Annotated in this window: 11 protein-coding genes; 6 read left to right on the forward strand and 5 right to left on the reverse strand. The window is 72.7% G+C overall.

What is annotated here, in order from left to right; translation table 11 throughout:
* Positions 1–18: 18 nt before the first annotated feature.
* The 5 genes from OHT74_RS32350 to OHT74_RS32370 all read right to left on the reverse strand — a co-directional run bounded on the left by OHT74_RS32350 (position 19) and on the right by OHT74_RS32370 (position 6,103).
* Complete coding sequence (locus OHT74_RS32350) at positions 19–1,221, reverse strand: aminotransferase class V-fold PLP-dependent enzyme (RefSeq protein WP_328622108.1); 1,203 nt, start codon at positions 1,219–1,221, stop codon at positions 19–21.
* Position 1,222: 1 nt separating this feature from the next.
* Complete coding sequence (locus OHT74_RS32355) at positions 1,223–2,548, reverse strand: pyridoxal-phosphate dependent enzyme (protein ID WP_328622109.1); 1,326 nt, start codon at positions 2,546–2,548, stop codon at positions 1,223–1,225.
* Entirely contained in the window at positions 2,545–4,026 is a 1,482-nt protein-coding gene (locus tag OHT74_RS32360) for a Y4yA family PLP-dependent enzyme (RefSeq protein ID WP_328622110.1), read from the reverse strand. The genes OHT74_RS32355 and OHT74_RS32360 overlap by 4 nt, the downstream gene beginning before the upstream one ends.
* Before the next feature lie 162 nt (positions 4,027–4,188).
* Entirely contained in the window at positions 4,189–4,749 is a 561-nt protein-coding gene (locus tag OHT74_RS32365) for a GNAT family N-acetyltransferase (protein WP_328622111.1), read from the reverse strand.
* Between the two features lie 91 nt (positions 4,750–4,840).
* Positions 4,841–6,103, reverse strand: coding sequence for an MFS transporter (locus OHT74_RS32370; protein ID WP_328622112.1), 1,263 nt, complete (start codon positions 6,101–6,103; stop codon positions 4,841–4,843).
* 152 nt (positions 6,104–6,255) lie between these two features.
* On the opposite strand from OHT74_RS32370, the gene OHT74_RS32375 reads away from it, so the two are divergent.
* The 6 genes from OHT74_RS32375 to OHT74_RS32400 are packed head-to-tail and all read left to right on the forward strand — an operon-like array spanning position 6,256 to position 12,035.
* On the forward strand, positions 6,256–7,290 hold the full coding sequence (locus OHT74_RS32375; RefSeq protein WP_328622113.1) for an ABC transporter substrate-binding protein: 1,035 nt from the start codon (positions 6,256–6,258) through the stop codon (positions 7,288–7,290).
* The gene (locus tag OHT74_RS32380) at positions 7,280–8,395 is read left to right on the forward strand and encodes a FecCD family ABC transporter permease (protein WP_328622114.1); all 1,116 of its coding nucleotides are present in this window, start codon (positions 7,280–7,282) and stop codon (positions 8,393–8,395) included. The genes OHT74_RS32375 and OHT74_RS32380 overlap by 11 nt, the downstream gene beginning before the upstream one ends.
* Positions 8,392–9,183, forward strand: a complete 792-nt coding sequence (locus OHT74_RS32385; RefSeq protein ID WP_328622115.1) for an ABC transporter ATP-binding protein — start codon at positions 8,392–8,394, stop codon at positions 9,181–9,183. The genes OHT74_RS32380 and OHT74_RS32385 overlap by 4 nt, the downstream gene beginning before the upstream one ends.
* An 11-nt stretch (positions 9,184–9,194) precedes the next feature.
* Positions 9,195–10,049 carry a Rossmann-like domain-containing protein gene (locus tag OHT74_RS32390; RefSeq protein ID WP_328622116.1) on the forward strand — a complete coding sequence of 285 codons (855 nt, stop codon included), beginning with the start codon at positions 9,195–9,197 and terminating at the stop codon, positions 10,047–10,049.
* Positions 10,046–11,050 (forward strand): GHMP family kinase ATP-binding protein, encoded by a 1,005-nt coding sequence (locus OHT74_RS32395; protein WP_328622117.1) that lies wholly within the window; start codon positions 10,046–10,048, stop codon positions 11,048–11,050. The genes OHT74_RS32390 and OHT74_RS32395 overlap by 4 nt, the downstream gene beginning before the upstream one ends.
* Entirely contained in the window at positions 10,971–12,035 is a 1,065-nt protein-coding gene (locus OHT74_RS32400; RefSeq protein ID WP_328622118.1) for a pyridoxal-phosphate dependent enzyme, read from the forward strand. Before OHT74_RS32395 ends, OHT74_RS32400 begins: the two co-directional genes overlap by 80 nt.
* The last annotated feature ends 133 nt before the right edge of the window (positions 12,036–12,168 follow it).

The following is a 12,168-nucleotide window of genomic DNA, read 5'->3' on the forward strand; positions in this document are numbered from 1 at the left end:
CTGAACTCCACATGAAAATCATTGCAGATTGGCGAGGGTGGTGAGCAACGCTTCGATCTCCTCAGCGGTGTTGTACACGTGCAGACTCACCCGCACCGATCCGTCCTTCACCTCGGCGCCCGCCTGGCAGTGTCCGTCGGAGCGGACCATGAACCCGTGGCTGTAGAGGATGAACCCGAGATCGCGGGATGCGATCCCGCGATGCCGGAACGCCACGATGCTCCGGCGCCGCTGGACCTCGGAGCCGGCCGCCAGGCTGGTGCGGCAGCCGAGCACCTCGTACGCGTCCAGCCGGCTCAGGCCGTCCGTCAGCCGCGCCGCGAGCGCCACCGTCCACGCCTCGATCCGGTCCGTGCCGGCCGCGTCGAGCCAGTCGAGCGCGGCCGTCAGGCTTGCGATGCCGACCGTGTTCGGGGTGCCGGACCAGCCGCCCGGCCGGAACTCCGGCCCCCGCCGGCCACGGGCCCAGACCGCGCCGGTACCCGGCAGCGCCAGGGCCTTGTGCCCGGAGAACACCACGAAGTCCACGTCGAGTCCGGCGACGGAGAACGGCAGGTGGCCGACGCTCTGCGCGGCGTCGAGGCAGATCGGGACATCCGGCCCGACCACCTGGCGGATCCGGTGCACGTTCATGTCGGCGCCGTAGACGTGGTGCACATGCGTGGCCGCGACGAAACGGGTGCGGGGGCCGGCCGACGCGGCGAGTGCCGCCGGGTCGTAGTCGCCGGAGCTGTCCTGGTACGGCAGCTCCCGGACCAGGATCCGTACGCCCTGCCGGGCCAGCAGCTCCCGTACCTCCAGCCATGGCGCCAGATTCGCCTCGTGGTCGGCGAACGGGACGACGATCTCGTCCCCGTCGGTGAGCCGGCCCGCCAGCCAGTCCAGGGCGACGGTCCGCAGTCCCTCGGAGGCCCCGCTGGTGAAGTGCACCGACGACCGGTCCGGCTCGGGATCGCCCAGGAACTCCCTGACACGGCCGCGGGCCCGCTCCACCGCGGCCGTCGTCGCATTGGCCCAGGGGTACGAGCCGCGGCCCGCGTTGGCGTTGGAGGTGGTGAGGTAGTGCTGCACGGCGTCCAGTACGGCCTGTGGCTTCTGCGCGGTCGCCGCACTGTCCAGGTAGGCCAGCCCCGGGTTCGCCACGATGATCGGGAACTGGGCGCGCAACGGCCGCTGCCAGGAACGCAGCTCCTCGAGAGCGTCGGTGTCGGCGTCGGCCATGTCAGTCACGCACCAGCGGCGCGCCCGCGTCCCGCCACGCGATGATCCCTCCCGCGAGGCTGCGTACGTCGGGATGGCCCATCCGGGTCAGGAGGGCGGCGTAGCGCGCCGACTGCTCGCCGACCGGGCACGCCAGGAGGACGGGCTGCCGTTTGCTGAACGGCATGCCACCCCGGACGAGTTCGTCGAAGAGCTCGTCGACGATGTTCACCGATCCGTCGATGTGCAGCGCGGCGTAGGCGAAGGAGCTGCGCAGGTCGATCACCAGCGGCCGCTCGGCTGCGAGCCACTTCTGTGCGTCGGCCACCTCGATGACCTGGGCCGCCCGTACCTCGGTGTCGGTCAGCGAGGTCACGGAGTTCCGCGCGGGCGGGCGGCCCAGCAGCTCCGGGCGGCGCTGTTTGACGTAGCCGAGATAGCTCTCCACCCGGTCGCAGACGATGAAGACCGCGCTTCTGCGGTCCGTCTCCGTCAACTCTGCGTCGATCGACTTCAGATGGCGGACCGTTCCCTGGTAGGCGGCGCCGCCGGTGGGTCCGGCGAGGATCCCGCAGCGCCGGACCAGGGTCAGCATGCCGTCGATGGCGTCGTCGGCGCTGACCGACTCGATCGTGTCGTACGTGGCCGGGTCGAAGAGGCCGACCTCGTGGACCTCGTCGATGTTGCGGATGCCGGGGATGAAGTCCGACTTCTCGCCCACCAGCCCGATCACCCGTACGGCCGGATCATGGGCGCGCAAGGCCCGGGCCACGCCCGTGGAGGAACCCGCCGTGCCGACGCAGGCGAGGAACCAGTCCGGGGCCCGGCCGTCCAGATCCGCCACGATCTCCGGGCCCGTACCCGTCTCGTGGGCCTCGGTGTTCAGCGCGTTGAAGTACTGGTCGGTGTGCAGGTGGGCACTGCCGGACTGGTTCAGCCTCTGGTGGAAGAGGGTCAGCGGGTCCTCGGTGTCCGTCGGGTCCAGGCATTCGCTGCGGCCCGGCAGCTCCTCGATCTCGGCGCCCAGCAGCAGGAGCAGGTCCTTGACCTCGGGTATGCGCATCCGGTTGGTGACGCTCTTGAACGACAGCCCGTGCATGCCCGCGATGACGGCCAGCGCCTTGGCCGTGTTTCCGCTGGACAGCTCGACGATCGTCGCGCCGCGCTCCCGGGCGCCGGGCAGGCCGGACCGGGCCATGTTCCAGGCCGCCCGGTCCTTGACGGAGCCGAACGGGTTGAGCATTTCGAGCTTCGCGTAGAGGTCGATGTGGCGCAGGCCGTGTACGGCCGGATCGATACGGACCAGCGGGGTGTTGCCGATGGCGTCGGTGATGCTGTCGTACCTCATGCCTGTCCCCCCGAATCGGTGATCGGCCGGCACTCCTCGATCGGCCAGTACTCCTCGTCCAGACACCAGCGCCAGGCGGCTCCTTCCTGCCGGACGGCCACCTTGCGGGCCACCGGCTGCTGTTGTGCGTGGGTGCCGCTGAAGTCCATGCAGTACCCGCCGGTGTTGGCGAAGCCGAGCAGGTCTCCCGGCCTCGGCAGCCGCGGCAGGAACACCGTTCTGCGGGTGATCAGGTCGGCTTCCAGGCAGAGGTTGCCCATGAGGTGGACGCCGACCGGCTCCTGCGGGCCGGCGGGCTCGCCGTCGCGGGGCACGAGCACGGGGTCCATGAGGATGCCGTGGTCCTCCAGGCTGACGTCGTTCGCGTTCATGGCGAGGCGTACGAATGCGGGGCCCGTGTCCCGGTGCCGTACCTCCAGCACCCGGGCCAGCGACAGCCCGCACTGGTCGGCGAGGGCCCGGCCCGGCTCCGTGTACAGGTCGTAGAGGCTCTCCAGCAGCAAGGTGCCCAGCGGCCGGCCCAGGGTGGGGGCGGGCTGTGACAGGAGTGCGTCGAGGTAGGCGGCGCCGGCGACCGGGCGGTGGGCGGGGTACAGGCTCAGGGCGCCGCGGAGCGTACCGCCCTCGGAGTGCAGGCCGTAGCCGTGGCCGCCCCAGGTCAGGGGCGGTCGGCGGCCCATCACCGCGGCCGCGAGCTCGCTCGTGTAGCGGTCCCACTGGGCGGCGTGCGCGAGGTAGCTGACGCCGAAGCCGCCGCCGATGTCCACGGCGCGCGGCTGGAATCCCCGTAATCGCAGGTCGTCCATGGCGCGCAGGCAGCCTTCGAGGGCGATGGCCTTCTCGTCCGGGCTCGTGGTGTCGAGGTGGTACGCGACGCCGACCGGATCGAGGGAGTCCCGGTGGCGTTCGAGGAGGTCCAGCAGCGGGCCGAGGGCCTTCACGGACGTACCGAACCGGCTCCTTCGGGACAGCATCCTGGGTCCCGAGGTCTCGAACTCGCAGAGGCGGAGCAGGACGCGCGGGCGAGGCAGGTCATGGCGTCGTACGAGGCCCGCCAGCGCCTCCAGCTCGCCGGGGCCGTCGGCGTTCACGGTGACCCCCGACCGCGCGGCGAGCCAGAGGAACGCCGGATCCTTGGGGCCGGTCGCCATGATGCGGTCGGCGGTGAAGCCGTCGCCGAGGGCGCGGCGGAGCTCGCCGAGGGAAGCCACGTCCACGGCGGCGTCCGTGGTGGTGAGCCGCCGGACGAGGGACCGGGAACGGTTGGCCTTGTGGGCGAAGAAGACGTGCCCGCCGAGGCGGTGGCGGCGGTAGACGGAGCGGAAGCCCTCGGTGTTCTGCGCCATCTGGTCGGGCACGAGGACGTTCAGGGGCGAGCCGAGGGCGTCCACGAGCATGTGCAGGAACGGGGCCGAGCCGAGCAGCGCAGCGATCCGCGGTGCCAACCGCGGTTCCAGGTACAGGGGGCCGGTGTCCATCGCAGCTGCTCCTCCGGGCTCCGATCGTACGACGATTTACCTCGCGGCCCTGTTCCTGCCCTGCTGATCGGGCTCGGACGCGTGATGGAGGGAGATGACCGAAACGCGACAGGCGCGCCGGAGCACTTGGCGGCCCCAGGCGACTCAGGCGGCTCGGACGGCTCAGGCGGCTCGGAGGGCGAGGTACATGAGGATCTCGTCGCGGTCGTCGCCGGGTGCGACCCGCAGACCGCCGGGCCAGCGCCCGATCTCGCGCCAGCCCAGACGGCCGTAGAACGCCTCGAGCCCCAGCCCGGCCCGGACGGCGATGTGCAGCTGCTCCAGACCCATCTCCTGCCGGGCGAGATCGCGGACCCGGTGCATCAGCGCGCTACCGATGCCGCGGCCGCGGAAATCGGGGTGGGTCATGACGTGGTTGACAGCGCCGCAGTGCGCGACGAGGGGATGCGGGTCACGGCGCAGAATCAGCCACCCCGCGAGCCTCCCGCCGGCCGTGGCGATCAGCATCCGGGCGCGGCGCGGATCGAGCTCACCGACGAGCAGGCCCAGGGCCGGGTCGGCCTGGCCGGCGCTCACCGGCGGCATGGGCAGCCCCCGGGGAATGACGGCGCCTCCGGCGTTGATCACCCGTACCCAGCAGTCGACGAGCTGTTCCCGGAGTTCGGCAGTCAGCTCCCGGGGGCGGGTGATCTGCGTGAAGTCGAGTGGTTGCTGCACGGTCATGGAGCGCAGCTTGCCAGACCCGGCATCGACGGGCGCCCCGGCCGGGTGGGGGCGGACCGGCCGGGGCGGGGCGCGCCGTGGGCGCCGGCGGTCAGTCCGCCGCGGCCGTGGCCGTACGCCCGAAGTGGCGGGCGGTGGGTACCAGCGCCGCCGCGGCCGGGACGAGGAAGCAGGCGGCGGCGCACGCGGCGAGTACGGCGGTGACCCCGAAGGCGTCGATGGCGGGTGCGATCAGCGCGAGCCCGACGGGCGCCAGGCCGTACGAGACGAGGAAGTCCAGTGAGGAGACGCGGGCCAGCTTGTCCGGGGCCACCTCGCGCTGGGTGGCCGTGAACCAGGGCACGTTGAACAGCTCGATGCCGATCCCGGCGACGGCGTACGCGGCGACGACCACGACCGGGTGCACGGGCAGCATCAGACTCAGCGGCGCGAAGCCGTACACGGCCAGCCCGGCGAAGGCGGCCCAGCCCTGTGAGCGGGGCCGCCGGCGGGCGATGACCAGGGCGCCGCCGAGCGCGCCCAGGGTGTACGCGGTCATGGCCGCGGCCAGCACCCACTCGGTGCCGTAGCGGTCCCGGCTGATCAGGGGCAGCGCGACGCTGGTGGCGGAGTAGCCGAGGGCGATGACGGCGACGAGGGCGCCGAGCCCGGCGAGGAACCAGGGATGGCGCCGCGCCTCGCGTATGCCCTCCAGGAATTCGGCGCGGAAACCGGCGCGCGGGGCGGGCTCCGCGGCCGACCCGGAGGTGCCGGCGCCCTTGCCCGGGACGAGCGCGGCGACCAGCCAGAGCAGCCCGATGCCGAGCAGCAGCGTCCCGACGTCGAGGAAGGCCGCGAGCAGGGCGGTCAGGGCGGGTCCGGCGAGGGTGGAGCTGCGTACGGCCATGGTCATGGCGGCGTTGGCCTGCTGACGGCGCGCGGGTTCGACGGTCTCGGCGGTGAGCGCCTGGAACGCGGGGCGGCAGGCGCCCTGTCCGGCGCCGGCGAGGGCGGCGGCGGCCGTCATCAGCACGAGCGAGCGCCCGAGTCCGGCGGCGAGGAGGGGCGCGGCGACCGCCGCCGCGAGGCCGGACCAGAGGACGACCGCGCGGCGGGAGTGCCGGTCGGCAAGTACGCCTCCGACGGCGACGGCGGCGAGGAAGCCGGCGGTGCGGGCGGCGAGGACCAGGCCCAGGCCGGCGGCGCCGAGGTCGCGGTGCAGGACGGCGAGCCCGAGGACGAAGGGCAGGGCCCAGGTCGCGAGGCCGGAGGCGGTGGTACCCGCCCACAGGCGCAGGAACGCGGGGTCCAGAAGGACCGAACGCGGGGGCGGGGCATCGGCCTTGGCCGCTGTCGGCGCAGGTGTGGTCGCCACGGTATGGGTGCTCCTCGGAGGTGGGGGAGCGGCTCGGCGAACCGCCCCCGGAGTCGTTAATGAAAATGAATACCATTACAGTACTCTTCGAACGTGGCACTCCTGCCCGGTGCACGACAACACCCACGCCTCCCTCCCAGACCGGAGAACCCATGCGCCATCCCGCCCGCCTCGGCATCGCCCTGACCATCGCCCTCGCCACCGCGGGCTGCTCCACGGCAGCCGGTGACGGTTCCCGGGCGGACGCCGGGCCCGCGGCCCAGGACGGCGCCAAGGCGGCTTCCGTCACCAGCTGCGGCCGACAGGTGTCCTTCGCCCGGCCGCCGCAGCGGACCGTCGCCCTGGACCAGACCTCGACCGAGACCCTGCTCGAACTCGGCCTCCAGGACCGGATGGCGGGGACCGCCAACCTCAAGACGAAGATCCCCGCGCCGTACGAGGACGCGTACGCCAAGATCCCCGTCATCGCCCCGAAGATCGCCACCGGCGAGCAACTGAGAGCCGCCACACCCGACTTCGTCGTCTCCGGTTCCACCGACCTCTACACCAAGGACCGGGCCGGCACCCGCGAGGAACTGGACGCCCTCAAGGTCCCCACGTTCGTCAGCGCCGTGGACTGCCCGCAGCAGAACCCGGCCGGCAGGACCCCCTTCGAGCTGCTCTTCTCCGACTACGAGAACCTGGGCAAGCTCTTCGGCGCCGAGGAGCGGGCCGGGAAACTCGCGGCCGACCAGCGCGCGGCGGTCGCCCGGGCCGGGGAGAACGCCTCCAAGGCTGGCCAAGGCGCGGACCGGCCGACGGTCGTCCACCTCTACTCCGTCTTCAACGGCATGCCGTACGTGGCGGGCAGGACCGGGATGCCCAGTGAGATGAGCCGGATCGTCGGCGCGAAGAACGCCTTCGACGACGTCGGCGAGGACTGGCCGGAGGTCACCTGGGAGGAAGTCGCCCGGCGAGACCCGGACTTCATCGTGATCGGAGACCTGTCCGAGCGCGGCCGTCCCGGCGACAGCGCCGCCGAGAAGCGTGCCGCGATGGCTCAGCACCCGGTGATCTCGAAGCTGGCCGCCGTCCGCGAGAACAAGATCCTCGAGGTGCCCGGCATCGAGCTGGACCCCTCCGTACGCTCCGTCCACGCCCTCGGGCTGCTGGCGAACGGCATGAAGGACCTCGGGTATGTCCGCTGAGCCGGACACCCGGAGGGCCCCGGCGGATCTCCTGCTTCCGGCGGCCCGCGGACGGGTGGTGACCCGGGGCTGCGCCACCACCCGGCCCGGCCGGTCCGCGGCGGCGCACGCGGTCCTCCTGCTCCTGACCGCAGGCGCCCTGGCGGGCTCGGTGGCGGCTGCCGTGCGCACCGGCACCGCCGACGTGAGCTGGACCGACACAGCCCGGGTCCTCGGATCCCATCTCGGTCTGGACGTGGAGCCGTTGCCCCCGCTGGTGGACTCCCTCATCTGGGACCTGCGGCTGCCGCGCGTGTTGCTGGCCGCTCTCGTCGGCGCCTCGCTCGCCGTGTGCGGAACGGTGCTCCAGGCGGTCACCCGCAACGCACTCGCCGACCCCTACCTGCTCGGAGTCTCCTCCGGCGCGTCGACCGGAGCCGTCACCGTCGTCGTCCTCGGGATCGGCGCGAGCACGCTCGGGGCCACCGGCGGCGCGCTCGCCGGCGCACTGCTCTCCTTCGGGCTGCTCCTGCTGTTGCTACGCCGCACCGGGCTGGATTCCGTCCGGATCGTCCTCACCGGCGTGGTGGTCGGCCAGCTGTTCACCGCAGTGACCTCGCTGGTCCTGATGGCCTCGGCGGACGCGGACACCACGCGGGCCGTCACCCACTGGCTGCTGGGCTCGATGGCGCCGGCCCGCTGGGACACCGTCGTGGTCTGCGCGATCGTCACGCCGCTGGGACTGCTGGTGGCTTGGCTCTGCTCGAACGCCCTGGACGGGCTCGCGTTCGGCGCCGACACGGCCGCTTCGCTCGGGACCGGGGTACGGCACACGCGGATGCGGCTGCTCGTGGTCACGGCCGCGCTGACCGCGGTCGCGGTGGCCACCGTCGGAGCCATCGGCTTCGTCGGGCTGATCGTCCCCCACGGGGTGCGGTTCCTCGTCGGGCCGCTGCACCGGCTGCTGCTGCCGTACGCGGCGCTGGCGGGCGCGGTGTTCCTGGTCTGGACGGACGCGCTGGCACGGATCGCCTTTGCACCGCGAGAGGTTCCCGTGGGTGTGATCACCGCCCTGCTCGGCGTGCCGCTCTTCCTCATCGTGCTGCGCAAGCGGGGTGAACTGTGAGGATCACCGCCGAGAAGCTCAGCTGGTCGGTGGCGGGCACGCCGGTCGTACGCGAGGTCAGCGCGGACATCGCCCCCGGCGAGACGGTCGGGCTGCTCGGGCCCAACGGCTCGGGCAAGTCCTCGCTGCTGCGCTGCCTGGCCGGCCTGCGGGTCCCCGACGCGGGCACGGTCCGGTACGACGGCGAGTCCGTACGCCACTGGAGTGCGCGGCGGATCGCCCGTCATGTGGCCTTCGTCGAACAGGACTCGGGCGCGGACAGCGATCTGCCGGTCGCCGACGTCGTGGGCCTGGGCCGGACCCCGTTCCGGGACCGCTGGCGCGGGCCGAGCGCCACCGACCGGGCGGTGGTCGCCGCCGCACTGGAACGCGTCGGACTCACCGCGCTCGCCGGCCGCTCCTGGAAGGCCCTGTCGGGCGGCGAGCGCCAGCGCGCCCACATCGCCCGCGCGCTGGCCCAGCAGCCGTACGGGCTCCTGCTCGACGAGCCGACGAACCACCTCGACGTCAGACACCGGTTGGAACTGATGGAGCTGCTGGCCGGCACGGGCCGGACGGTCCTGGTCGCGCTGCACGACCTGTCGCTCGCCGCCCGTTACTGCGACCGGCTGCTGCTCCTGCACCACGGCCGCCTGATCGCCTCCGGCAGCCCCGCCGCCGTTCTCACAGCCGAGCGGCTCGCCGAGGTCTTCGAGGTCGACGCCGAACTGACCACCGACGCCTTGGGCCACCCCGCGGTCACCTACCGCGGGCCGCTCGGCGCCCCCGCGCCCCGACTCGCCCAGTGAAAAGGAACCCCATGCATCGCACGAACTCAACCCCCACCCCTGCCCTCGTGACCTCCGTCGACGGGCTCATCGAGGCCGTCCTGGCCGGTGAACACGGCCCGCGCCCCTGCGAACTCGTCGCCACGAGCGTGTTCTGGATCCATCACGGCACCCGCTTGGCCGGCGGGGACACCACGTACCTCAATCAGTACGTACTGGTCCGCCTCGGCGGCTCCTTCGGTGCCTGTGCCTTCGAGGCCGGCGAGATCGCCCCGTCGATCTGCCGCGACTCCTCCGGCACCCCGCTCGACGTCCTGCTGCGCGAGGGCCCGCGCCCGCTGAGGATCGCCGCCCTCGACGCCTACCTCTCCGGGACCCGCCCGCACCGCGTGGCCGGCGAGACGGGAGACGCCGAGCCCGTGACCCTCCCCGCCGGTACCCCGGAGGTCCGCGCGAAGGCCCGCGACGCGGCCATCGCCGGACTGCTCGACATCGAGGAGGGCGCCCGGGTCGGCCTCATCGGCGTGGTCAACCCGCTGGTCGCCGCGATCCGCGAGCGCGGCGGCGAACCGCTGCCCTGCGACCTCAACCTCAAGGCCACCCAGTGGGGCGACCCCGTCACCGACGACATGCACGAGGTGCTGGAGCGCGCCGAGGCCGTCGTCGCCACCGGAATGACCCTGAGCAACGGCTCGTTCGACACCATCCTGGAGCGCTGCCGTACCCGCGGCATCCCGCTGGTCGTCTACGCGCAGACCGGCAGCGCCGTCGCCCGCGCGTTCCTCGGCTCGGGCGTGACCGCGCTGTCCGCGGAACCGTTCCCGTTCTCCCAGTTCAGCGCCGAGGAGACGGTCCTCTACCGCTACCGGACGGGGAGCCGCGCGTGATCCCCACCGGCGCCGGGGACGCCCCCTGCCACCACGGCGAGATCCTCCAGGGCGTCTTCCTCGACGACGACGGCCGCAGGTGCGCGGGCCTGGTCACCCTCCCCATGGCCGGCCCGGGAAGCCACGCCGAGTTCGTCCGCCGGCCCGGTACGGCGCCCGGAGCGCTCACCGCCGTACCCGCCGACCGTACGAAAGCCGTACGGGCCGCGGCTCTCGCGGTGGCGGAGTGCGCCGAGCGGACCGGACAGCCGCCCTGCGGAGGGGAGTTGCGGCTCACCGGAGACATCCCGGTGGGCCTGGGCATGGGCAGCTCCACCAGCGACGTCATCGCCACCGTGCGCGCGGTCGCGGACTCGTACGGACTGCGGCTGCCCCCGGACACCGTGGCCCGGCTGGCCGTCCACGCGGAACTGGCCTGCGATCCGCTGATGCTGGACGGCCGGCCGGTGCTCTTCGCGCAGCGGGAGGGCCGGGTGCTGGAGGTCATCGGCCCGGCGATGCCGCCGCTGGTCGTCGTGGGCTGCGCCCTCGGCGGGGGTGCGCCCGTCGACACCCTCTGCCTGCCCGTCCGGGACGCCTCCGAGGCCGACGTACGGGCCTTCGAGCGGCTGCGCACGCTGCTGCGCCGGGCGGTGGCCACCGCGGACGCCCGGCTCCTCGGCGAGGTCGCCACCGCCAGCGCCCGGCGCGGCCAACAGGCCCTCGGTCACCCGGAGTTCGACGCCCTGACGGGCATCGCCCGGCGGGCCGGAGGGGTCGGAGTGCAGATCGCCCACAGCGGCGCGGTGGCGGGAGTGCTGTTCGACCCGGCCGCACCGGGCCTGCGGCACCGCGTGCGCAGCTGCGTGCGCGCCCTCGACGCCCACGGCATCCCCACTACCCGGACCTTCACGACCCCCACCACCACCCAGGAGGACCTGCATGGACCAGCACATCGCGGAGGCGATCGGCCGTCCGGACCTGATACGTCTCGACGACCGGCTCGTCTGCCTGCGCTTTGAAACGATGAAGGTGGTCTCCGCCCTCGCGGCGGTGCGCCACCTGCTGGACACCGGCGCGGTGCGCCGCGGGGACACCCTGCTGGACAGCTCCAGCGGCATCTACGCGTACGCCCTCGCCCTGGCCTGCCACCGGTACGGCATGCGCTGCCACATCGTCGGCTCGACGACGGTGGACCGCACGCTGCGCACCCAGCTCGCCGTACTCGGGGCGACGCTGGAGCAGATGGCACCGTGCAGCGACCTCAAGCTCGACCAGAAGCGGCGCGTCGCGCGGATCCACGAGATCCTCGCCGTGCACCCCGAGTACCACTGGATGCGGCAGTACCACGACGACATCCACTACCTCGGCTACCGCGCGATCGCCGACCGGATCCGGCAGGAGACCGGTGACGTGACCGGGCTCACCGTGGTCGGCGGGGTCGGCTCGGGGGCGTCCACGGGCGCTCTCGCCCGCTACCTGCGCGGGGCCGCCGCCCGCCCGGCCGATGTCGAACTCGTCGGCGTCCAGCCGTACGGCAGCCTCACCTTCGGCGCGGAACACGTCGCCGACCCCGAGATCATCATCGCCGGGATCGGCAGCTCCATCCCCTTCGGGAACGTTTCGCACGAGATGTACGACACCCTTCACTGGATCTCCTTCGACGCGGCGCTGGCCGGCAGCGTCGACCTGCTGCGCCGGCACGCGGTCTTCGCGGGCCTGTCGACCGGCGCCGGCTACCTCGCCGCCCGCCACGAACGCGGGCGCTCGCCCGAGCGGACGGTCCTGTTCATCGCCGCCGACACCGGCCACCGTTACGTCGACGCCGTGTACGCCCGTCACCGCGAGGCCGCGGGGATCGAGGACCTCGTCCCGCAGGAGGTCTCCGACCGGAGCCGGCTGGCCCTTCCCTGGTCCCGTATGCGCTGGAACCGCGCCCCGGCGCCGGATACCGGCCTGCCGACTCCACGGCGTGCACGCCCCTGTTTTCCCACTCGAACGATCTGACGGATATGTCCTTATTTGTATGGTCTTCGCGAGTGAAGCAGAACACTCTCCGCAACGTTTTGCGCATGGATCCCGGGTGCCCGGGCAGGCGGCCGGACTGCTGGTGCAAACCGGCAGGGGGATTCGAAGAAGC

Source organism: Streptomyces sp. NBC_00354 (assembly GCF_036106915.1).
Classification (GTDB): Bacteria; Actinomycetota; Actinomycetes; order Streptomycetales; family Streptomycetaceae; genus Streptomyces.